Below are 21589 nucleotides of genomic sequence, written 5' to 3' on the forward strand. Positions count from 1 at the left end.
ATGGCGCGTTGATTGACGTAAACGCTTACGGCGGGGCCCGACATGGACAACGCAGACGGGATGATAGCGATCTCCACGGCGCCTGTCGCCTGTTGGCGACAATCCCATCAGACCAGGCAGGGTGGTTCCTGCGATCCGAATCCGCGTGCCAGATCCCAGACCTGTTGCGCGGCCGATACCGGACGGGCACCGGAGACGTTCTGGCCCGCCCACAGCGGCGAGTAGTCGTCGCTGCCACGCGCTTCGGCGGCCTGCCGCAACGGTGCCATTGCCGCGCTGGCGAGCGGGAACGCGGGCGTGTCAGAGGTCATCGGCCCCAGCGTGCGCATCGCATGGTTGACGATGCCGCGCGCGGGGCGGCCGGTGAACACGTTGGTCAGCGCGGTATGCGCCGCCCCCGGGCCTTGCAGGGCCGCGCGGTGGAGGGGGCCGGTATCGGACTCGGGGCATAGCAGGAAAGCCGTGCCGACCTGCACGCCCGCCGCGCCCAGCGCCATCGCCGCCGCCACGCCGGCCGCGTCGGCGATGCCGCCGGCGGCAATCACCGGGCAACGCACCGCTGCGACGATCTGCGGCAACAGGGTGAAGGTGCCGGACTGGGTGGTGAGGTCGTCGGTGAGGAACAGGCCGCGGTGCCCGCCGGCTTCCAGTCCCTGCGCGATGATTGCATCGACGCCGCGCGCCTCCAGCCAGCGCGCTTCCTCCACCGTGGTGGCCGAGGACAGCAACGTGCAGCCCCATTCGCGCAGCGGCGCGAGCAGCGCTTCATCCGGCAGCCCGAAGTGGAAGCTGACCACGGGCGGGCGCAGTTCGCGCATCAGCGCCAGCAGATCGGCATCGAAAGGCCGCCGTCCCGCGCCGGCCGGAAAGGCTTCCGGATCCAGGCCGAAGCGGGCGTAGTCGGCGGTCAGCTTGAGCCGCCAGGCGGCTTCACGCGCCGGATCCGGTTGCGGCGGCGCATGGCAGAAGAAATTGAGATTGAATGGCGCGCCGGTCTGCGCGCGGATGGCCGCGACTTCCGCGCGGATGGCGTCCGCTGACAGCATCGCGCAGGGCAGGGCGCCGAGACCACCGGCCTGGCTCACTGCAATGGCCAGCCGGCTGCCCTGCACGCCGGCCATTGGTGCTTGCAGCAGCGGCAGTTCGGTTCCAAGCAAGGTGGCGAGCGACATGGGCGGGTGAACTGGCAGAAGGCGTTCAAACAGCTTACTCGCCGGGCGCGCCATCTACGGCGATTATCCGTGCGAGTTCGGGAGAGGCGAGGTACTCCGCGAACGATCTCCGGAGTTCATAAAATTCTTGCAGACGAACCCGGGTATCCGAAAGCACGGCGCAGGCGCTCTTGTACTGGGCGTCCAGGTAGGCAGTTACCTCCATGTCCGCATCGCGCTGGGCAAGGGGAAACTTGACGAGGAATTCATGGATAAGCTCGTTGCGCATCTTCACGATGCGGTCGAACGCTTCGTGGGCCTGTTGCCTTGCCTCGGTATCGGAATAGGTGCAGCGCGTACTGAAACGGAAATTGTTCTCCGGCAGGGATGCATTGCTGTCCCCTTCCACTTCTCGCTGGATAAGCTGGTGCGTAGCTTGCCCCAGTGTCTGCTTCATGGCGTCCTCGGCCTGCATACGGGCCTTCGCTGGAAAATCATCCAGCGATCCCGAAACTTGGCTTTGGGCCAAATAGAACTTCAGGTTCAGTTCGATCCGCTGGAACACCAGCAGGTTGCGTCCCACGCGCCACTCGATGTCCTGGTCGAGCGGGAGGGACGGCCCGGTCAAGACTTATCCACCTGCGTGTCGGCCCGATAACGCTCGAACGCCGCGATCGCATCCTCGACGGTGACCAGATCCATCACCTCGTCGAATTCGATCTTGGTGCCCCATTTCAGCGCGTCGGCCGGCTTGCCCAGGTACTTGCGCGCGGCGGCGTCATAGCGGTCCACGCAGTAGCGGACATCCGAGTACGGACCGCTGCGGCGCGGATTGCTCGCCGCGTGCAGGCCCAGCACCTTGGTGCCGACCGCGTTGGCGATATGCATCGGGCCGGAGTCCGGCGTGACCAGCAGGTCGGCGCGCTCCAGCAGCGCGGGCAACTGCTTCAGCGTGTCCTTGCCGACCAGATCCAGCGCCGGCGCGCGCATCGCGGCGAGGATCGCGTCGGTGGTGCTGCGCTCCAGATCGCTGCGGCCACCGCACAGCACCACCCGCCAGCCATGGCCGGCGGCGTGATCGGCGAGCGCTGCGTAGCGGTCCGCGTGCCAGTTGCGGCGCACGTGGCTGGAGCACGGGGAAATCATCAGCACCGGGGCGCCGTCCTGCGGCCACTGTGCGGCGGCCCAGTCGCGCGCGGCCTGCGGATAGGGCAGGTCCCAGGTCACCGGGCCCTGCTTCAGGCCCAGCGGTTCGCAGAAGCTGCCGATCGCGTCCAGCACGTGGATGCCGGGCCGGTCCGGGATGCGTTCGTTGATGAAGAGGCCATGCAGGTCCTTGGAGCGCGCGTGGTCGTAGCCGATGCGGCGTCGGGCCGGGATGAAGGCCGACAGCACGTTGGCGCGCAGGGCCACCTGCATCTGCAGCAGCACGTCGAAGCCGCCGGCCGGCAGCTCCCGGCGCAGGGCGCGCATGCCGGCCAGGCCGCTGCGCTTGTCGTAGGTGTGAAAGGTCACGCCCTCCAGGCCGTCCAGCAGCTTGTGCCCGGCCTTGTCGATGACCCAGTGCAGGCGAGTCCGCGGCCAGTGCCGCTGCAGGGTGCGCACCAGCGGCACCACGTGGGTCACGTCGCCTAGCGCCGACAGGCGCAGCAGACAGATCGATTGGGGGATGGCGGACAAGAGTTGTTAGACTCGCTGGATGGTCAGTTTCGACGCCACGGAATCCCTGACGCCGTTCCGCGAAGGCCGCGGATACGGTGCGATTCTGTTCGACCGCCAGCACCTGCGGCAAGCCAATCCGGACTGGTTCGTGCCGGAGAAGTGGGGCGATCGCGCCCAACCGGTCGGCGACGGCGGGCGCGGCGGGGCCTGGTTCATCGAAGCGCCGTCCAGCCAGTGCGTGCTGCGGCGCTACCTGCGCGGCGGCCTGGCCGCGCGCGCCAGCCGGGACCGCTACCTGTGGCGGGGCCCGGACAAGACCCGCAGTTTCGCCGAGTTCCGGCTGATGCGCGCACTGCTGGCGCGCGGCCTGCCGGTGCCGCAGCCGGTCGCGGCCCAGTACGTCCACGAAGGCATGTTCTATCGCGCCGCCCTGCTGATGGAACGGCTGGTCGGGGTGACCTCGCTGGCCACCCTCGCGCAGGAACTGCGCGCACCCTGGGAAGAGGCCGGCCGGCTGATTGCCCGCTTCCACCGGGCCGGGCTCCAGCATGCCGACCTCAACGCCCACAACATCCTGTTCGACGAGCAGGGCAAGGGCTGGCTGATCGACTTCGATCGCGGCCGCCTGCGCATTCCGGCCACCGGCTGGCGCGAACAGAACCTGGCGCGCCTGCTGCGCTCGTTGCTGAAGCTGCGCGGATCGCGGTCCGGCGAGGACGTGCGCCAGGACTTCGCCCGCCTGCGCCGGGCCTATGATCAGGCCTGGTCACGGGGTTTCTGAGATGGACTGGCGGCTGCGCTTCCATGGCGTGGGCAGTGCGACGGCGGTGGCGCTGGGGTCGGCGATGGCCACGATCGAGCGCGATGGCCGCCCCTGGCTGACCATCGACTGCGGCGGCGAAGGCCTGACCGCGTTTCTGGAACACTACGGCGAATGGCCGCAGGCGCTGTTCGTGACCCATGTGCACCTGGATCACGTGGCGGGCTTCGAACGCCTGTTCGTCGGCCACTATTTCGAATCCTCGCGCCGGGGCCGCGTGCGCCTGTACGTGCCCGCGCCGGTGGTGCCGCTGCTGCACCAGCGCGTGGGCGAGTATCCCAACGTGCTGGCCGAGGGCGGCGCCAATTTCTGGGACGCATTCCAGCTGATTCCGGTCGGCGGCGCGTTCTGGCACGAGGGCGTGCGGCTGGAGGCATTCCCGGTACGCCACCACTGGCCGGAGACCGCGTTCGGCCTGCGCCTGCCCGGGAGCCTGGTGTGGACCGGCGACACCCGACCGATTCCGGAGATGCTGGCGCGCTTCGCCGATGCCGATGAAGTGATCGCGCACGACTGCGCGCTGCACGGCAATCCCTCGCACAGCGGGATCGAGGATCTGGAACGTGAGTACCCACCGACGTTGCTGGCGCGCTGCGTGCTGTACCACTACGCCAGCACCGCCGACGGCGCGGCGATGCGCGCGCGTGGCCACCAGGTCGCCGAACCCGGGCAGGCGCTGTCGTTGAAGCCGCCGCGCGATGGGATGGAAACACCGTGAACGCGATCCCGCCACCGCCGGAAGATCGCCTGGGCCGGCCGTTGCGCGACCTGCGTCTGTCGGTGATCGAAGCGTGCAACTTCCGCTGCGGCTATTGCATGCCGGCCGATCGGGTGCCGGACGACTACGGACTGGATGCCGCCTCGCGGCTGTCCTTCGACCAGATCGAAACGCTGGTGCGTGCCTTCATTTCGCTGGGCGTCACCAAGCTGCGCCTGACCGGCGGCGAGCCTCTGCTGCGCAAGGGTCTGCCGGATCTGGTCGCCCGCCTCACACGTTTGCCGGGCCTGGACGACGTGGCGCTGACCACCAATGGCACGCTGCTGCGTGCGCAGGCGGCGGCCTTGAAGCAGGCCGGCCTGCGTCGCCTGACCGTCAGCCTGGATGCGCTGGATCCGGACGTGTTCGCGGCCATGTCCGGCGGCCGTGGCCGCGTGCAGGACGTGCTGGCCGGCATCGACGCGGCGGTGGCCGCGGGTTTCGAGCGGCTCAAGATCAACTGCGTGGTCCAGCGCGGCCTCAACGAGCGGCAGGTGCTGCCGCTGCTGGAACACTTCCGCGGCAGTGGCCACGTGGTGCGCTTCATCGAATACATGGACGTGGGCACCCGCAACGGCTGGCGGCGCGACCAGATGGTGCCGTCGGCGGAACTGCGCGATCGCATCGCCGCGCGCTGGCCGCTGCATCCGGTGCAGGCCAACTACCGGGGCGAGGTGGCCGAGCGACATGCCTTCGACGATGGCCAGGGCGAAATCGGTTTCGTCAGTTCGGTCAGCGCGCCGTTCTGTGGCGACTGCCACCGGGCCCGGGTGTCGGCCGACGGCCACCTGTATACCTGCCTGTTCGCCAGCGACGGCGCCGACCTGCGTTCGGCGCTGGCGCAGGGCGAGCACGCGCTGACGGCGCATGTGGCCTCGCTGTGGCGCTCGCGCGAGGACCGCTATAGCGAGCAGCGCGGCCAGGCCGGCGCCCGCCATGGCCGGCCGGTCGAGATGTACCTGATCGGCGGCTGATCCCGGATGTGCGCCGCCCGCGCCGGACGCTACCATGTGCGGCCTGGACCGCATGCCGACCCATGAAGAAACCGACCCCTGCGCTGACGCACCTCGACGCCGCCGGACGCCCGGCGATGGTGGACGTGTCCGCCAAGCCGGCAACCGCGCGCGAAGCGAGCGCGGAATGCCGGGTGAAGTTTCCGGCCGCCGTCGCGCAGCAACTGCGCGCCAATGGCCTGCGCAGCGCCAAGGGCGGCATCATCGACACCGCCATCATCGCCGGCACCATGGCGGTCAAGCGCACGCACGAACTGATTCCGTTCTGCCATCCGCTGCCCATCGACGGCTGTCGCATCGCCATCGACTGGCACGACGAGCGCAGCCTGGACATCCGCTGCACGGTGCGTACCACCCATCGCACCGGCGTGGAGATGGAGGCGCTGACCGGCGCGACCGTGGCCGCACTGACCGTGTACGACATGTGCAAGGCGTTGTCGCATGCCATCGTGCTGGGACCGGCGCGCCTGCTCGGCAAGCGCGGCGGCAAGCGCGACGTGGGGACGCTGGCATGAGCCGACGACTGACCGTGCGTTACTTCGCCAGCCTGCGCGATGCCGCCGGCGTGGCCGAGGAAACCCTGATCACCGGCGCGCCGGATCTGCGCGGCGTCTACGCCGAGTTGCAGGCGCGCCACGGCTTCCGTCTGCCCGTCGCCCACCTGCGCGTGGCGGTGGACGGGGATTTCGCCCGTTGGGAGGACGCACCGCGCGAAGGCAGCGAGGTCGCGTTCATCCCGCCGGTGAGCGGAGGCTGAGCCATGCCGCGTTTTGCCCTGAGCGATGTCCCGTTCGATCCGGCGCCGCTGCGCTCGGCGCTGCTGGACGAACGCGCCGGCGCGTTCGCCGCCTTCGAGGGCTGGGTGCGCAACCACAACGATGGCCGCGCCGTGAACGGTTTGCGTTATGAAGCCTATGTGGCACTGGCGGAAAAGGAAGGCGAGCGGATCCTGGCCGAAGCCTGCGAGCGGTTCGCCATCCACGACGCGCGCTGCGTGCACCGGATCGGCGAACTGGCCACCGGCGACCTCGCGGTCTGGGTCGGGGTGAGCGCCGGTCACCGCGATGCCGCCTTCGCGGCCTGCCGCTGGATCATCGATGAAGTGAAATCACGCGTTCCGATCTGGAAGCACGAACGCTATGTGGCCGGCGACGCCGGCTGGCTGCACCCGACACCGACAACGGATTGAGGAAAGGATGCATACGCGGAACAGGAAGCAGGGACGTTTGCTGTTGTGGTTGGCGCTGTGCGCGCCGTTGTCCGGAGGGTGCGCGGATTTGCTGGTCAGCAACCAGGCCGCCGACAGCGTCTGGCGACTGTCCGCGCAGGATGGTCGCAAGCGCGGGGAGTACCGCACCGGCGATTCGCCGCATGAGATTGCCATCTCGCCGGACGGCCGCACCGCAGTGGTCAGCAACTACGGCAGCGAAGTGTCCGGCAGCACGCTGTCGGTGCTGGACCTGCACGCAGGCCGTCCGACCCGCACCATCGACCTGGGCACCCATGGCGCGCCCCACGGCATCCGTTTCCTGGACGCCGGGCGCGTGGCGGTCACCGCCGAGGGCAGCGCCAGCCTGCTGCTGGTGGACGTGGACGAAGGCAAGGTGACCCGCGCCATCGATATCGGCGACGGCATCGGCCACATGCTCGTAGTGAGCGCGGATCGCCGCGTCGGCTACGTCAGCAAGCTGGGCCGCGGCACGATCAGCCGCATCGATCTGGTCACCGGCAAGCTGCTGCTGGAGCGGCCGGCGGGCAAGGGCGCCGAAGGCATCGCCCTGCGTCCCGACGGCCTGGAGCTGTGGGTCGCCAATCGCGACGAAGGCACCGTCACCGTCCACGATCCCAAGACACTGGCGGTGCGGCGGCGGATGTCCAGCCGTGGCTTCCCGCTGCGGGTGGCGTTCACTCCGGATGGCCGCCATGCCTGTGTGGTGAATGCCCGCAACGCCGAACTCCAGGTCTTCGACGCCCGCACCAAGCTCGCGCTGGCCCGGCTGCCGCTGACGCGCGAAGGCATGGACATCCGCGACACCGCACTGGGCCGTGGCGCGTTGCCGATCGGCATCACCGTCGATCCGGTGAAACCGCGCGCCTACATCGCACTCAGCGGCGGTGATCGCATCGCCGTGGTGGACACCCAGAAATGGCAGGTCATCGATTACTGGGTCACCGGCCGCGAACCCGGCGCGGTGGTCCTGTTCCCGTAGAGCGGAGCTTGCTCCGCTTGATCGGTCCGAATGCCGGTGACCTTCCGCCGTCGAGACAAGCTCGGCGCTACAGGGTCGGAAAAGGCGATGACCCCGCCGGTTGACCTCGGCGCCGCGCCCCGCGATAGCTCGCCGCCAATGGCAATGATGTCGTCGCAACGGGAGGAGGGAACAAATGGCCGGGATGCGCTTTTTCCGCCTGCCCAAAAAGGCATGACCCCGCCGGTTGACCTCGGGGCCGCGCCCCGCGATAGCTCGCCGCTAATGGCAATGATGCCGTCGCAACGGGAGGAAGGAACAAATGGCCGGGATGCGCTTTTTCCGCCTGCCCAAAAAGGCGATGACCCCGCCGGTTGACCTCGGCGCCCGCATCAGTCGATACCGTTGCTGCCTTCCGGCCCTGGCGGGGTTTTCAACCTAGCGTCGCGAGGGACCGACGGGGTCACCATAGACAGCGCGCCTTTCGGCGGCGTGCCGAATCCATCCTATCGAGCTGCGCAAAAGCGGCTCGCTCGACTCAAAACCACAACCAATTCATAAGGTTGCGCCAAAAGAGCGGGAGGACCAGCAAGTCGCGCATTGTCCCATGCGTCACTCGCGTAGGCAAGGATTCCCGTTAGGCGGGAAACCAGGAAATCAGGATGCAGGCATAGAAGTTGTGGAAGGCATGGGTCAACCCTCCCAGCAACGCGGCATCGCGGAAACGCCGGGTCAGCGCAAAAGGGGCGGTAAACACGCAGAGCGGCGCCAGGACCACCCATCCCCAGCCGCCCGCGTACCATTCGTGCATGCCCGCAAGCAGCAGGGCCGCCAACAGGGCGGCAAGTCGTCGGTCGAGGCGAGATGCCATCAGTTTGAACGCACCACCGAGCAGCAGGGTTTCCAGCAGTGGCGAGAACAGCACGATTCCCGGCCAATCCCAACCGGCGAGTTTGTTGTTTGCCAATGACGTGTCGACTGGAGGAATGCCCAGATACTGCAACACCAACGCGGCTCCTGCCGCCAATGTGAGCGTGAGCAAGGCGAGCAGGGGAGGAAGCGTCAATAGCTGGCGAACGCTGAAAGATGCGCAATCCGTGCATGCAATACGCCGATGCCAACCCATCATGCCGCCGACCGCCACGGAACAGGACGAAACAGCACCCGGCTTGGCCGGGTGCTGTTTGCTTTCCAGAACGTCATCAGGCGCCGTAGGTATTGGACACCAGCGTGGCTTCGCCGGATTGGAACGACGAAGCATCATGGTCCATGTCGGCGATGCCTCTGGCTGCGTCGTAGATCAGATTGGAGATGAACCCCCAAAACACCTGCCGCAGGCCACCACTGACCACAGCAACCTCTTCCGCTGACAATACTCTCATGGCATTTCTCCCGTAACGGCACGCCCCCCGTGCCGGAGGATGGGTATCTGGCAGGCGTGGCAGGAGTGACTCGGTTGAATGCCCTGAACGGCCGCAATAGAACACCCACGGGCGGAACCTAGTCCTTTGAAAGATGACTGGGGAATAGGATTGTTCCGAGACATCAGAACGTTCAACGCGATGGCACAAACCAGGCGCACACCGGATTTCCTTTCTTCCATGCGCCCAATAAAAAACCCCTGATTGCTCAGGGGTTTCTGAAATCTGGCGGAGAGAGGGGGATTCACTCGGCGCTGCGCGCCTCGCCCTGCGGGCGGCTTCGCCGTGCAAACCGCTGCGCGGTTTGTCGAACCCGGGGGTTCTCACCCCCTCTCCAAGTCCCGGCGAAACATCACGGACATGGAGCCTTCACTACGTCATTCAATCTGGCGGAGAGAGGGGGATTCGAACCCCCGAAGCGCGGTTTAGACGCTTACACACTTTCCAGGCGTGCTCCTTCAACCACTCGGACACCTCTCCGGGTCCCCAGGGACCGGCCGGTCCGCGGGGAGTCGCGCATTCTACGGAATTTCCCCGGGCAGGGCAAAAACATCCGGAGGGTTCACCGGGCCTTGCACTGGACGTCGTAGGCGGAGACGGTGGGCGGCTCGTCGCCGAGCGTGGTCACGTGCAGTTGCGCGCCGTCGGCGCGTTCATAGTTCACCGCGCAGAAGCCATAGCCGGTACCGGAGCAGGTTTCGAATTCGGTCAGCCCCTTGGCGCGATAGCCCGCGGCGGCGTCGAAGCGGTCTTCCTCGTCCGTCGCCGCTGGCGGAGCCGGGCGCCAGCCCGCCTTGGCCAGGATCTTCCGGGCTTCCGGGATGTCCATGCCACGGAGATTGGGAATCACCAGGTTGCTACAGAATGTTTCCCGTTCAGCCACCGCCGCTACTTCAATGGCGTCCGCGCTGAAGCGGAGGTCGGCCTGGGCCAGGTTGGGCGGCGTCCGGTCCGTGATCCGGACCCGATCCGGCAACGTCGTACCGGCAACGCCACCAATCAGTCCGCCCACGTACTCGTCCTCGGGCGGGTCGCCATACACGATGGCCGCCAGCGCCGGGCCGCGGAACACGAACACGTTGCCGTCGGCGATGAAGCAGGTACCGCTGGTGCCTTCGCCCCCGCGGCTGAAGGCGCCCACGCTGGTATACCCACCGGCCTGGACCTCGCTGGTGACGTACCAGCCGCGCGCGGCGACGGCGCGGCCGGCCGTGGTCTTCGGTTCGGTGACCTGCATCCGGCAGAAATGGCCTTCCTCCAGCACCTGTGGCTCGCGTGGCGCGGGCAGCGCGTCGCGGGCGGCGATATGCAGGCCCTTGACCTCGCTGCGGACCGCCGGCGCGGCGGCGCTGGCCGAAAACGCGGTGAACAGCAGGCAGCAGGTGGCCGGAACGGCCCGAAAACGATGGAACATGCGGATCCCTGTCATGGACGCGTCCGGCGTCCGTCCTGGTCGGCAGTGTACCCACCGGTTCCGGCCTTGACCGCGACCGGGTGTGGCAAAATCCTCCGATGAGCTATCTCGTCCTCGCCCGCAAGTGGCGTCCGAAGCGCTTCGCCGAACTGGTGGGGCAGGAACACGTGGTCCGCGCGCTCAGCAACGCGCTGGATACCGGCCGCGTCCATCATGCCTTCCTGTTCACCGGCACCCGCGGCGTCGGCAAGACCACCATCGCCCGCATCTTCGCCAAGTCGCTGAACTGCGAGAAGGGCACCAGTGCCGATCCCTGCGGCCAGTGCGCGGCCTGCCTGGACATCGACGCGGGCCGCTACATCGATCTGCTGGAAATCGACGCCGCGTCCAACACCGGCGTGGACGACGTCCGCGAGGTGATCGAGAACGCGCAGTACATGCCCTCGCGTGGCAAGTTCAAGGTCTACCTGATCGACGAAGTGCACATGCTGTCGAAGGCGGCGTTCAACGCGCTGCTGAAGACGCTGGAAGAGCCGCCGGAACACGTCAAGTTCCTGCTCGCCACCACCGATCCGCAGAAGCTGCCGGTGACGGTGCTGTCGCGCTGCCTGCAGTTCAACCTCAAGCGGCTGGAAGAGCCGCAGATCGCCGGCCAGATCGCCAAGATCCTGGGCGCCGAAGGCATCGAGGCCGACGACGGCGCGATCCGCCAGATCGCCAAGGCCGCCGACGGCAGCCTGCGCGACGGCCTGTCGCTGCTGGATCAGGCCATCGCCTATGCCGGCGGCGCGCTGCGCGACGAGGGCGTGCGCACCATGCTCGGCACGGTCGATCGCACCCAGGTTGGCGCGATGCTGGAGGCGCTGGCCGAAGGCGACGGCGAACGCCTGTTGCAGGTGGTCGCTGCGCTGGCCGATTTCTCGCCCGACTGGGATGGCGTGCTGGAAGCGCTCGCCGAAGCGCTGCATCGCATCCAGGTGCGCCAATTGGTGCCCGGCGCCGGCCAGGACGGCGAGGGCGTGGATGCGGATAGATTCGCATCGCAACTGCGGCCGGAAGTGGTGCAGCTGTGGTACCAGATGGCGCTCGGCGGACGTCGCGATCTGCCGCTGGCGCCCAGCGCCCGCGCCGGTTTCGAAATGAGCGTGCTGCGCATGCTGGCGTTCCGCCCGGCCCCCGCGGCGGGCGAGGGCAAGGGCGAAGCCGTGCCGACCACGCGGCCAGCGGCGTCGACGCCCGCCGCGATGGCGAGCGCGGCTTCCGCCCCCCCGGAAGCCGCGCCCGTGCGCGCGGTGGCCGAACAGGTCGCTCCTGTCGCCACACCGCGGCCTGCGGTCGCGTCAACGCCCGCGTCCGCCGTCGATGACGACCCGCCGCCGTGGCCGGCCGAACCACCGCGCGCCGCGTCTTCCGCGCCGGCCGCGATCGCGCCTTCCCAGGCGATGACTCCGCCACCGCCCGCGCCGGCGCCGGTCGCCGCGGCGTCGGCGCCGAAACAGGAAGCTCATCCGGCCGATCGCGACTTCGCCTTTTCCTCCGACATCGGCATCACCAACGCCGATGTGTGGATGCACTTCGCCAGCAACAGCGAGCTGAAGGGCGCCACCCGCCAGTTGGTCGAGAACGCGGCGTTTGTCGGCTACGACAGCGGCGTGCTGCAACTGTCGCTGGATCCGGGCTTCGACTACCTGCGCTCGGAGCGTTCCGTCCGCGATCTCGGCGACGCCATCGCCCAGCGCTATGGCACCGCGCCGAAGATCGTGTTCCAGGCCGCGCCGGCAGGCTCGGAAACGCTGCGCCAGCGCACCGACCGCGAACGCGGCGAACAGCAGATCGCCGCCGAGCAGAATTTCATGAACCACCCGGACGTGCAGCGCCTGATCGAGCAACACGGCGCGAAGGTCGTACCGGATTCCATCCGTCCATTCGAAGAGTAAGCACACATGCGTGGAAACATCGCCCAACTCATGCAGCAGGCGCAGAAGATGCAGGAAAACCTGCAACGCGCCCAGGAAGAGATCGCCAAGCTGGAAATCACCGGCAACGCCGGCGGCGGCATGGTCAGCGTGACCCTCACCGGCGCCAAGGAGTGCCGCAAGGTCCGCATCGATCCGTCGCTGCTCGGTGACCAGGAAATGCTGGAGGATCTGGTGGCCGCGGCCTTCAACGATGCCTCCAACAAGATCGATGCCGAATCCAAGTCGCGCATGGGCGCGCTGACCGCCGGCATGCCGATGCCGCCGGGCATGAAGCTGCCGTTCTGAGCCAACGGATCATCCGCAGACCGTCCCGATGTCCGCCCAGGCAACCTTCGTCTATGCGCGCTTGAATGCGCGTCTTCTTCCGCTCGATCGCCTGGAACTGTACGAGGATCCCCTGCAGGAAGCCTTGGAGGCCTCCGGAGTGGCCGAGGTGACGGGAGGCGGAACGATGCAGCGGCAGACCGGTGAAATCGAGTACTGCGGCATTGATCTGGACGTGTACGACATGGACACGGCCGTGCCCGCGCTTTGCGACCTGTTGGAACGGATGGGCGCCCCGCGGGGGTCCCGGCTGGAATTCGAACAGGATGGCGAGCGGCGGGAGGTCGCCTTCGGCAAGCAGCGGGGACTGGCGATCTACTTGAACGGCACGGAGCTGAAACCCGAGGTCTATGCCGAATCCGACGTCAATCATGTCTGGTCGGAAATCGAGCGGCTGATGGACGGCATCGGCAGCATCCAGAGCTATTGGGAAGGGCCGACCGAGACGGCGCTGTATCTTTACGGCGATTCGATCGACGCGATGCGCGAACGCATCGCGTCCTTCATGGCCGCATATCCGCTCTGCGAACGGGCCCGCTACGAAGTCATCGCGTGACAACCTCCCTGCTCGAACAACTGATCGAATCCCTGCGCGTGCTGCCGGGCGTGGGCCAGAAGACCGCCCAGCGCATGGCCTACCACCTGCTGGAGCGCGAGCGCGAGGGCGGCAAGCACCTGGCCGAGACCCTGTCCGTGGCGCTGGAGCGGATCGGGCACTGCAGCCAGTGCCGCGATTTCACCGAGGGCGAGATCTGCGCGATCTGCGCCAGCGGCAGCCGCGATCGGCACCTGCTGTGCGCGGTGGAATCGCCCGCCGATCGACTCGCCATCGAGCAGGCCACCGGCTATCGCGGGGTGTACTTCATCCTGCAGGGCCGGCTGTCGCCGCTGGACGGCATCGGCCCGCGCGAACTGGGCCTGGAACAGCTCGGCGAACGCCTGAAGCAGGGCGAGATCAGCGAGCTGATCATCGCCACCAATCCCACCGTGGAAGGCGAGGCCACCGCGCACTACCTCGCGCAGCTGGCCCGCCAGCACAACGTCAAACCCAGCCGCCTGGCCCACGGCGTGCCGCTGGGTGGCGAACTCGAATACGTGGATCGCGGCACCCTCTCGCACGCCTTCGGCTCGCGCAGCGAGATGCCCTGAAGCACTTCCCACCCTGTCTTGTGGGAGCGACGTAAGTCGCGATAGTAGTGTCGGATGAAACGACAGCAGAAAAGCAATCGCGACTCACGTCGCTCCCACAACGCTCCCACAATGCATCGATGCCGCCCGCCAAGCACTATGCTTTGCACCCACCCCATCCCGGACCGCGCCATGACCCAGAACGACACCCTGTTCGGCAAGATCCTCCGCCGCGAGATTCCCGCCAACATCGTCTACGAAGACGATGAGGTGCTCGGTTTCAAGGACATCGCGCCGCAGGCGCCGGTGCACGTGCTGTTCATTCCGAAGCAGGTGCTGATTCCCACCATGGACGACCTGCTGCCGGAACAGGCCGCGCTGGTCGGCAAGCTGGTGCTGGCGGCGGCCGAATACGCGCGCCGCGAAGGCTTCGCCCAGGACGGCTACCGGGTGGTGATGAACTGCCGCGAACACGCCGGGCAGACCGTGTTCCACCTGCATCTGCACCTGCTGGCCGGCGCCCCGCTGGGCCACTTCGGCGTCCCGGGTCGCTGATCTCCCACGGCGCGCCCTCCGCACCCCGTCATTCCAGCGCAAGCTGGAATCCATGTCGGCGCGATGCCCGGACACTCGGCGTGGTTCTCCCTCCCGATGAAGTGGATTCCGGCGTTCGCCGGAATGACGAGGAAAGGGTGTTCCAGCGATGCCGGAAACCATCCAGAAAAAACGCCGCTCGATGAGCGGCGTTTTTGCATCCGGCCAATCCTCAGGCCACGAGGGCGATCACCACCAGCCCCAATAACCCCAGCGCGGTCCCCAGTAGGGTCCCCAGAACGGGTCATAGAACGGTGACGGACGCACTTCGACCTCGCGGACTTCCGGCCACAGGTAGACCACGTCGGCGTCCACCTTCGGCAGGCGGTAGTCGTACTCGCCGATGCGGGTGTTCTCGTAGCTGTTGATGCGCCCGACGAAGGTCACTTCGCGGCCCGGCGCGAACACGGCCGGATCGTAGAAGCCCGAGCGGCAGGCGAGGAAGCGGCCGTCGGTTGCATCCGGCGCCGATTCCATCGGCCGGCCGGTGGCGTTCAGCGGACGCGAGACCAGCTGGAAGCAGGTGCTGTCCTGGCCGGGCTTGGTTTCGATGATGCGGCCGCCCCAGCGCACCTGCGAGCCCACTTGCGCGCCGGCGACGGCGTCGCGCGGGGTGACCGGGGTGAAGGTGCCCTGCAGCGGTTGCGGGGCGGTGGCGCAGGCGGCGAGAGCCGCGACGGCGCCGGCTAGCATGAGGTGACGAAGTTTCATGGAAATCTCCTTCAGGGCCGATGGCGGCGCAGGTCGCGAACCAGCGCGGGAATGTCGCTAACGGCGGCAGCGTAGCGCGCCTCGGCGAAACGTTGGCTGAGCGGGACCAGCGTCGTGCCGGCGGCCGCATGGCTGGCAGCGACCCGCCGCGCCCAGTCCAGCGCCGGCTCGTGGGGCTGACGACCCAGTCCGATCCGGGCATAACGCGCGCCCAGCGCGTGCCAGGCCCGCAGCAAGGGATCGCGTTCGCGTTCTCCGCGGGCCAGCAACCAGGCCATCGCACCCACGGCAAGCAGCGCGGCCAGCGCGAACAACGCGCCCAGCCGGCTGGCGTCCAGCGGGGGAAGACCCAGCGCCCTGAGCATGTGCTGCTGGCGGCGGGCGTCGAAACCCAGCACCAGATCGTTCCAGCCGCGCCGCAGCCAGTCGCCGGCGTCGAACAGCGGATTGCGCTGGAACACCGCGCCGGTGTCCGCGCCCAGGCGATCTTCCAGCGTGTCGAAGATCCGCTCCGGCGCCACCGCGGCGGTGGGGTCCACACGCACCCAGCCGCGCTGCGGCAGCCACACCTCGCTCCAGGCATGCGCATCCATCTTGCGCACGATCCAGTAATCGCCGAAACGGTTGCGATAACCGCCGGCGTAACCCACCACGACCCGCGCCGGAATGCCCGAGGCGCGCATCAGCGTGGTGAACGCCGAACTGAAGTGTTCGCAGTACCCGCGCTGCTGGTCGAACAGGAACTCGTCGACCGCATCGCGTCCGGGCAGCGGCGTATCCAGGGTGTAGCCGAAGTCGCGCCGGATCCATTCCAGCGCGCGCCGCACGATGGCCGGATCGTCGCCGCCGGCTTCGCGCCGCCACTGCTGCGCCAGTGCATGGGTCCGCGGATTCAGGCCGGCCGGCAATGCCAGGGCACGTTCGCGCAATGGTGCAGGCAGTCGGGTGTCGAAGCGCGACGGCGGCGCCGAAGCCACGCGCCAACGGGTGACGCCGTTCATGGGCTGCGTGGCCACCAGCGCCCGATCCCGATCCAGTTGCGCATCGACGGGCGTGGACACCGGCAGATCCAGCGCCACCAGCCAGCGCTGCTCGGTCGGTTCCACCATCATCTCGTAGTCCCAGCGCGGTGCCTGTGCCGACACCGCCGGCGCCGCCGGCAAGGTCGCGATCCACGGCGAGCGCGTCCACTCGCGACCGTCGTAGTCCCACAGCACTAGTCCGCGCCAGTACATCTCCTCCGGCTTCGGCACCGCGCCGGAGAACTGCACGCGCAGGGCCGGGTTGTCGTCGGCCATCAGGTCCAGCCAGCCGCCCGGCGACATCCGATCGGACAATCCCGGCTGGGCCAGCGCGCGCTCGGGTACGCCCCACAGCGGGGAAGGAAAGCGCGGGAAGAACCAGAACGTCGCCAGCATCAGCGGCAATCCGATCAGCAGCAACCGGCCCACCCGCCACAGGCGCTGGCGCAGGGACACGCGCGGCATCGGCGCATCGGCTTCCGCGTCGGCCAGTTGCGACAGCGCCAGCAGGCCCGCGGCCACGCCGAGCGCGGCCAGCAGCAGGGTGAGCGGTCCCTGGTCCAGCAGGAACGCCGAGAACGGCGCGAACAGCGCGAATCCCAGCAGGCTGCGCGCATCGCGCAGGCTCACCGTCTCCGCCGGCTTCAGCGCCAGCATCGCCGCCAGCAGCGCGCATCCGGTATCGCGGCCGAAGCGCATGCCCATCACCGCCAGCACCGCGCCGATGATCAGCAGCGCCAGCAGCAGCCGCAGCGGGCCGGGCAGCGCGCGCCGCCAGGACAGCGCGGTCGTCGCCACCGCCAGCGCGCCGATGCCGGTCGCCACTCCGGCCGGCAACTGGATCAACAGCGCCAGCAGGCACAGCCCGGTCGCAAGCAGCGCCCACAGGCGACTGCCGGCGTCCAGCGTCCCGGCGCGGGGCGTGGCGGCCTTAGCCATGCGGCAACAATGCCAGTGCGCGCAGGCAGGCATGCCGGTGCGCGGGGCCGCGCGAGGGGCCCAGCGCGACGTCGCCGGGCAAGCGAAGCCGGTAGCGGCGGCCCTCGCGCTCGGCCAGATCCACCCAGTGGGCGAGCCGGCGGATGCGTTGTTCGCCCGGCAGCGCGGCCAGCGCCGACCACGCCAGATCCACTTCCAGGCCCACCGGCTGTTCGAACTCGCGCACCAGCAGGTGCTCGCGCCGCGCGGAGGGCTTCCAGGCAATCGCGCGCAACGGATCCCCGGCGCGGTAGGCGCGCAGATGGTGCACGTCGTCGCCGCTGGCCTGGCGCCGGGCGCGGCTGCCGCCACCCTCCGAGTCGGGCAGGGGAGGACCGTTCGGTTCCGGCGACGGATACACCAGCAGCCACTGGCGCGGCCAGAACCAGGCCCAGGCGCGCGCCAGGCCAAGCGGTTGCGTGGTCCAGATCTCCAGCCGATCCGGATCCAGCCAGCCGCGGCGGATCGTGGGCACGATCAGTTCCGCCACCACCGCGTCTCCGGTGATCACCGGCACGCCGCCGGCGATCTCCAGGCACGAGAGCCGCAGTCCGCGGCGCTCGCGCTGATCGCGCGTGGACAGCGCGACCTGCACCCGCAGCGGTTGCCCGGCCGGCACCGGTTCGGCGGACACCGCGTCCAGCTGCAGGCCGGACAGTTGCAGGTGCGCGGCGATCAGGCTGGCCAGCCCGGCCGAGGCCAGCAACAGCGCCAGCAGCAACGCCGGGTTGTTGTTGTAGTTGAGCGCGCCGACCAGCATGGCGGTCACCAGCACCGCATAGAACAGCCCGAAACGCGTGGGCAGCACATACACCCGGCGACGGTCCAGCCGGGCCGGCAGGGGCTCGGACTGGCGCGGCCGCGCGAACCGCGACAGGCGCCGGCGCAACCGTTGCCGCAGCGTGTCCGCCATCGACTCAGTCCACCGCCACCGCGTGCAGGATCGCCTTGGCCAGCGCGGCGGTCGAATCGGCTTCCGCCTCGGCGACCAGCCGGTGCGCGGCCACCACGCCGAACAGTGCCTGGATGTCTTCCGGCAGCACGTGCGCGCGGCCGAGCAGCAGCGCATGCGCGCGCGCCGCGCGCAGCAGCGCGATGCCCGCGCGCGGCGACAGGCCCACGCGCACGCCCGGATGATGGCGGCTGCGCGCCAGCAGTGCCTGCACGTAGACGATCAGCGCGTCGCTGGCGTGCACCTGGTTCACCGCCGCGCGCAGCGCCAGCACGTCGTCCGAACTCAGCACCGGCAGGGTCTGCGCGATCAGCGCGCGCCGATCCTCGCCGGCCAGCAGCGCGCGCTCGGCATCCGCGCCGGGATAGCCCAGCGCCAGCCGCAGCAGGAAACGATCCAGCTGCGAGTCGGGCAGGGGATAGGTGCCCGACAGATCCACCGGATTCTGGGTGGCGATCACGAAGAACGGATCCGGCAATCCATGGGTCACGCCGTCCAGCGTCACCTGATGCTCGGCCATCGCTTCCAGCAGCGCGCTCTGCGTGCGCGGCGGCGCGCGGTTGATTTCATCGGCCAGCAGCACCTGGGTGAACACCGGGCCGGGATGGAACTGGAACTGCCGCGCCGCGCCGTCGTAGACCGACACGCCCAGCACGTCGGCCGGCAACAGATCCGAAGTGAACTGCACGCGCTGGAAGCCCAATCCGAGCGTGGCCGCCAGCGCATGCGCCAGCGTGGTCTTGCCCAGGCCCGGCAGATCCTCGATCAACAGGTGACCGTCGGACAGCAGCGCCACGAACGCCAGCCGCACCTCGTATGCCTTGCCCAGCACCAGTGCATTGACTTGTTCCTGCGCGCGCTTGAGGGCATCGCGCAGGGCATCGGATAGCATAGGCGGCGTGGGCGTGGTGGGCATCGCGTGCTCGGGACCTGACCGTTGGGATGAAGAGGAAGTGTAGCGGCATGCAGGACGTGGCAAGCGCAAGGAAAACCTTTCTGGCGGTCTGGCTGATCGCATCCGTGATCAAGGTCGTGATCGCGGCCCGCCTGCCGCTGTTCGTCGACGAGGCGTTCTACTGGCAGGAAGGCCGCCACCTGGCCGCCGCCTATTCGGATCTGCCCGGCCTCACCGCCTGGCTGACCCGGCTGGGCACCGAACTGGGCGGCCAGCACCGCCTGGCCCTGCGCGCGCCGTTCCTGATCATGGCCGCGCTGATTCCCTGGCTGATCGCGCACATCACGCGCCGCTGGTTCGACGAGGCCGCCGGCTGGCAGGCCGGCACCCTGACCGTGCTGATGCCGCTGTCGGGCACGCTGGGCCTGCTGGCGCTGCCGGATGTGCCGATGGCGCTGGCGGCGGTGCTGTGCCTAGATGCTGGCGCGCGCCTGCTGCGCGAGATCGATGCCACGTCCGCCGCCGAACTCGCGCTCGGACTGGCCATCGGCGCACTCAGCCATTACCGCTTCCTCGGGGTGATCGGCGTGGGCTTCATCGCCCTGCTGTGCCTGCCGGAAGGACGCCGCATCCTGCGCGACCCGCGCATCTGGATCGCGCTGGCGGTCGGCGTCGCCGCGTGGGCGCCGCTGCTGGCATGGAACCTGGAATATGCCGACGCCGGTCTGCGCTTCCAGTTGGTCGATCGCCATCCGTGGTCGTTCCAGCCCACCGGCGCCTGGTTCGTGATCATCCAGGCGTTGATGGTCACGCCACTGCTGTTCGCCGCATTGATGATCGCGGGTTTCCGTGCCAGCCGCGGGGCCGCCGGCGTGCCCTCGCAATGGCGCTACTTCGGCCTGCTCGGCATGGCCTCCACGCTGGGCTTCTTCGCGCTGGGTTTCTTTGCCGACGTCGAGCGGGTGAGTTTCCACTGGCCGCTGCCCGGCTACCTGGCGCTGATCCTGGCGGTGCCCGCGCTGATCGCCGGCTGGCCGCGATTCTGGCGGCGCGCGCTGTGGATACTGGCCGGCGTGGGCATGATGGCGATGCTGGGGTATTACCTGGTGGCCTCGGTGCCGTCATGGCGCGAGCGCTTCGCGGCGGAGAAGTACTACCCCTACAACTTCGCCGGCTGGTCGCACCTGGCCCGCGCCGTACGCGAGGAACGCGCGCGCCTGCCGGCCGACACCACGCTGCTGGCCGGCAGCTTCAAGGTGGGCGCGGAACTGGGCTTCGCGCTCGACGATCCGGACATCCGCGTGCTCGATCATCCGCTCAACCGCAAGCATGGCCGCGCGCCGCAATTGCAGCTCTGGAAACTGCAGGACGACGGCACCCGCGACACGCCGGTGTTGCTGGTGATAGGCCATGGCGACATGCAGTACAAGCACCTGCTGGACTACTACCACACGCTGTGCGGGCAGGTCGGGCCGCTGCCGCGGCCGCGCGTGGTCAACATCGACCACGGTCACCAGCGTTTCCTGCTGTTCGCCTTGCCGAAGGAAAAAGCAAAGGGCGCCTGCGTGGCCCCGGCGATGGCCTGGATCGACGCGCCGGTGTCGCGCGCCGGCGTGTCCGCGCGCTTCCCCGTGCAGGGCTGGGCGTTCAAGGAAGGCGTGGGCCTGAAGGGCGTCGAGGTGCTGATCGACGGCAAACCGGTGGCCAAGGCCGAATACGGCAGGCCCGAGCCGGGCGTGGCCGCGTTCTGGCGCATCTCCAACGATCCGCAGCACCCGCGGGTCGGGTTCCGCGCGGACGTGGATGCGTCGGCCCTGCCGCCCGGACGGCACTGGCTGGGCCTGCGCCTGCACGGCAACGACGGCAGCGTCGAGGACTGGGAAGAGCAGCCGATCGATATCGAGCCGTGACTGGGCGGATTGCGAGAGCGGGCCGAGGCCCGCGCTACAAGGGGGACCCGGTCAGGGCAACTGGAATCCCGCCTCGCGCAGCAGGCGCGACAGCGCGATCAGCGGCAGGCCGATCAGGGCGGTCGGATCCTGCGAGTCGATGGCCTCGAACAGGGTGATGCCCAGGCCCTCGCTCTTGAAGCTGCCGGCGCAGTCGAATGGCTGCTCGGCGTCCACATAGCGTTCGATTTCCTCCGCCGACAGCGTGCGGAACCGCACCGTGGTCACATCGCTGGCCTCATGCCGGCTCTGGTCCCGCAACAGGCACAGCGCGGTGTGGAAACGGATGGCCCGGCCGGACATGGCGGTCAGCTGGGTGATGGCCGCCTCGCGGTGGCCGGGCTTGCCGATGGCCTGGCCGTCCACCTCGGCCACCTGGTCGGCCCCGATCACCCAGGCCTCGGGGTGGTGGGCGGCGATCGCAGCGGCCTTGAGACTGGCCAGCCGGGCCGCCAGCGCGGCCGGAGCCTCGCCGGGCGCGGTCGCCTCGTCCACGTCCGGGCGGGCCACATGGAAGGGCAAACGCAGCCGTTCCAGCAGTTCGCGGCGGTAGCGGGAGGTCGAGGCGAGCAGCAGGGGCATCATGGCGGGCCGGGAGACGGGGGCGGGCAGTCTGCCGAGCGGGGCCGC

At 68.7% G+C, this 21589-nt stretch carries 24 protein-coding genes, 1 tRNA gene and 2 other RNA genes; 13 read left to right on the forward strand and 14 right to left on the reverse strand.

Features of this window, described 5'->3' with window-relative positions:
* Nucleotides 1–107: 107 nt before the first annotated feature.
* Genes FG323_RS18960 through FG323_RS18970 form a run of 3 tightly spaced genes read right to left on the reverse strand, consistent with a single transcriptional unit; the run spans nucleotide 108 to nucleotide 2831 of the window.
* Nucleotides 108–1172 carry a nitronate monooxygenase gene (locus tag FG323_RS18960; protein WP_141456274.1) on the reverse strand — a complete coding sequence of 355 codons (1065 nt, stop codon included), beginning with the start codon at nucleotides 1170–1172 and terminating at the stop codon, nucleotides 108–110.
* Between the two features lie 34 nt (nucleotides 1173–1206).
* On the reverse strand, nucleotides 1207–1779 hold the full coding sequence (locus tag FG323_RS18965; RefSeq protein ID WP_141456275.1) for a hypothetical protein: 573 nt from the start codon (nucleotides 1777–1779) through the stop codon (nucleotides 1207–1209).
* Complete coding sequence (locus FG323_RS18970) at nucleotides 1776–2831, reverse strand: glycosyltransferase family 9 protein (RefSeq protein WP_141456276.1); 1056 nt, start codon at nucleotides 2829–2831, stop codon at nucleotides 1776–1778. The genes FG323_RS18965 and FG323_RS18970 overlap by 4 nt, the downstream gene beginning before the upstream one ends.
* A 19-nt stretch (nucleotides 2832–2850) precedes the next feature.
* Between FG323_RS18970 and FG323_RS18975 the strand changes: the two genes are divergently transcribed.
* The 7 genes from FG323_RS18975 (at nucleotide 2851) to FG323_RS19005 (ending at nucleotide 7613) form a co-directional block, all read left to right on the forward strand.
* Entirely contained in the window at nucleotides 2851–3594 is a 744-nt protein-coding gene (locus FG323_RS18975; RefSeq protein WP_141456277.1) for a 3-deoxy-D-manno-octulosonic acid kinase, read from the forward strand.
* 1 nt (nucleotide 3595) lies between these two features.
* Nucleotides 3596–4351 carry an MBL fold metallo-hydrolase gene (locus FG323_RS18980; protein ID WP_141456278.1) on the forward strand — a complete coding sequence of 252 codons (756 nt, stop codon included), beginning with the start codon at nucleotides 3596–3598 and terminating at the stop codon, nucleotides 4349–4351.
* Complete coding sequence (gene moaA, locus FG323_RS18985; protein WP_305001032.1) at nucleotides 4348–5364, forward strand: GTP 3',8-cyclase MoaA; 1017 nt, start codon at nucleotides 4348–4350, stop codon at nucleotides 5362–5364. The genes FG323_RS18980 and moaA overlap by 4 nt, the downstream gene beginning before the upstream one ends.
* Nucleotides 5365–5426: 62 nt before the next feature.
* Nucleotides 5427–5918 carry a cyclic pyranopterin monophosphate synthase MoaC gene (gene moaC / locus FG323_RS18990; RefSeq protein ID WP_141456279.1) on the forward strand — a complete coding sequence of 164 codons (492 nt, stop codon included), beginning with the start codon at nucleotides 5427–5429 and terminating at the stop codon, nucleotides 5916–5918.
* Entirely contained in the window at nucleotides 5915–6160 is a 246-nt protein-coding gene (locus FG323_RS18995; protein ID WP_141456280.1) for a MoaD/ThiS family protein, read from the forward strand. The genes moaC and FG323_RS18995 overlap by 4 nt, the downstream gene beginning before the upstream one ends.
* Before the next feature lie 3 nt (nucleotides 6161–6163).
* A complete protein-coding gene (locus tag FG323_RS19000) occupies nucleotides 6164–6592 on the forward strand; it encodes a molybdenum cofactor biosynthesis protein MoaE (protein ID WP_141456281.1) in 429 nt (142 codons plus the stop codon).
* A 7-nt stretch (nucleotides 6593–6599) separates the two neighbouring features.
* The gene (locus FG323_RS19005) at nucleotides 6600–7613 is read left to right on the forward strand and encodes a YncE family protein (RefSeq protein ID WP_141456282.1); all 1014 of its coding nucleotides are present in this window, start codon (nucleotides 6600–6602) and stop codon (nucleotides 7611–7613) included.
* A gap of 343 nt (nucleotides 7614–7956) precedes the next feature.
* Here FG323_RS19005 and ffs read toward each other — a convergent pair.
* The 6 genes from ffs to FG323_RS19035 all read right to left on the reverse strand — a co-directional run bounded on the left by ffs (nucleotide 7957) and on the right by FG323_RS19035 (nucleotide 10427).
* Nucleotides 7957–8053, reverse strand: an RNA gene (gene ffs, locus FG323_RS19010) — signal recognition particle sRNA small type.
* Nucleotides 8054–8229: 176 nt separating this feature from the next.
* A complete protein-coding gene (locus FG323_RS19015; RefSeq protein WP_141456283.1) occupies nucleotides 8230–8598 on the reverse strand; it encodes a hypothetical protein in 369 nt (122 codons plus the stop codon).
* A gap of 196 nt (nucleotides 8599–8794) precedes the next feature.
* Nucleotides 8795–8974 carry a hypothetical protein gene (locus tag FG323_RS19020; RefSeq protein ID WP_141456284.1) on the reverse strand — a complete coding sequence of 60 codons (180 nt, stop codon included), beginning with the start codon at nucleotides 8972–8974 and terminating at the stop codon, nucleotides 8795–8797.
* A gap of 265 nt (nucleotides 8975–9239) precedes the next feature.
* Nucleotides 9240–9360, reverse strand: a non-coding RNA gene (locus FG323_RS19025) — RtT sRNA.
* Nucleotides 9361–9400: 40 nt separating this feature from the next.
* A tRNA-Ser gene (locus FG323_RS19030) sits at nucleotides 9401–9493 on the reverse strand.
* A gap of 82 nt (nucleotides 9494–9575) precedes the next feature.
* Entirely contained in the window at nucleotides 9576–10427 is an 852-nt protein-coding gene (locus tag FG323_RS19035) for a PASTA domain-containing protein (RefSeq protein ID WP_141456285.1), read from the reverse strand.
* Between the two features lie 98 nt (nucleotides 10428–10525).
* On the opposite strand from FG323_RS19035, the gene dnaX reads away from it, so the two are divergent.
* From dnaX to FG323_RS19060, 5 genes are all read left to right on the forward strand, one after another.
* Nucleotides 10526–12364, forward strand: coding sequence for a DNA polymerase III subunit gamma/tau (dnaX, locus tag FG323_RS19040; RefSeq protein WP_141456286.1), 1839 nt, complete (start codon nucleotides 10526–10528; stop codon nucleotides 12362–12364).
* A gap of 6 nt (nucleotides 12365–12370) precedes the next feature.
* On the forward strand, nucleotides 12371–12691 hold the full coding sequence (locus tag FG323_RS19045; RefSeq protein WP_141456287.1) for a YbaB/EbfC family nucleoid-associated protein: 321 nt from the start codon (nucleotides 12371–12373) through the stop codon (nucleotides 12689–12691).
* A gap of 28 nt (nucleotides 12692–12719) precedes the next feature.
* On the forward strand, nucleotides 12720–13286 hold the full coding sequence (locus FG323_RS19050; protein WP_141456288.1) for a hypothetical protein: 567 nt from the start codon (nucleotides 12720–12722) through the stop codon (nucleotides 13284–13286).
* Entirely contained in the window at nucleotides 13283–13879 is a 597-nt protein-coding gene (recR, locus tag FG323_RS19055) for a recombination mediator RecR (protein ID WP_141456289.1), read from the forward strand. The genes FG323_RS19050 and recR overlap by 4 nt, the downstream gene beginning before the upstream one ends.
* Nucleotides 13880–14050: 171 nt before the next feature.
* Complete coding sequence (locus FG323_RS19060) at nucleotides 14051–14413, forward strand: histidine triad nucleotide-binding protein (RefSeq protein ID WP_141456290.1); 363 nt, start codon at nucleotides 14051–14053, stop codon at nucleotides 14411–14413.
* Nucleotides 14414–14641: 228 nt separating this feature from the next.
* Here the strand turns inward: FG323_RS19060 and FG323_RS19065 are convergent, their stop codons facing one another.
* Genes FG323_RS19065 through FG323_RS19080 form a run of 4 tightly spaced genes read right to left on the reverse strand, consistent with a single transcriptional unit; the run spans nucleotide 14642 to nucleotide 19031 of the window.
* The gene (locus tag FG323_RS19065) at nucleotides 14642–15163 is read right to left on the reverse strand and encodes a Slp family lipoprotein (protein ID WP_141456291.1); all 522 of its coding nucleotides are present in this window, start codon (nucleotides 15161–15163) and stop codon (nucleotides 14642–14644) included.
* A gap of 11 nt (nucleotides 15164–15174) precedes the next feature.
* Nucleotides 15175–17124 carry a DUF3488 and transglutaminase-like domain-containing protein gene (locus tag FG323_RS19070; protein WP_141456292.1) on the reverse strand — a complete coding sequence of 650 codons (1950 nt, stop codon included), beginning with the start codon at nucleotides 17122–17124 and terminating at the stop codon, nucleotides 15175–15177.
* Nucleotides 17117–18076 (reverse strand): DUF58 domain-containing protein, encoded by a 960-nt coding sequence (locus FG323_RS19075; protein ID WP_141456293.1) that lies wholly within the window; start codon nucleotides 18074–18076, stop codon nucleotides 17117–17119. Before FG323_RS19075 ends, FG323_RS19070 begins: the two co-directional genes overlap by 8 nt.
* 4 nt (nucleotides 18077–18080) lie before the next feature.
* Nucleotides 18081–19031, reverse strand: coding sequence for an AAA family ATPase (locus FG323_RS19080; protein ID WP_141456294.1), 951 nt, complete (start codon nucleotides 19029–19031; stop codon nucleotides 18081–18083).
* Nucleotides 19032–19078: 47 nt separating this feature from the next.
* Here FG323_RS19080 and FG323_RS19085 point away from each other — a divergent pair, with 47 nt between their 5' ends.
* Complete coding sequence (locus FG323_RS19085; RefSeq protein WP_141456295.1) at nucleotides 19079–20920, forward strand: glycosyltransferase family 39 protein; 1842 nt, start codon at nucleotides 19079–19081, stop codon at nucleotides 20918–20920.
* A gap of 51 nt (nucleotides 20921–20971) precedes the next feature.
* Here FG323_RS19085 and FG323_RS19090 read toward each other — a convergent pair whose 3' ends face one another.
* Entirely contained in the window at nucleotides 20972–21544 is a 573-nt protein-coding gene (locus FG323_RS19090) for a Maf family nucleotide pyrophosphatase (RefSeq protein ID WP_141456296.1), read from the reverse strand.
* Nucleotides 21545–21589 lie beyond the last annotated feature (45 nt).

It is taken from the genome of Pseudoxanthomonas sp. z9 (assembly GCF_006542425.1).
Lineage (GTDB): Bacteria > Pseudomonadota > Gammaproteobacteria > Xanthomonadales > Xanthomonadaceae > Pseudoxanthomonas_A.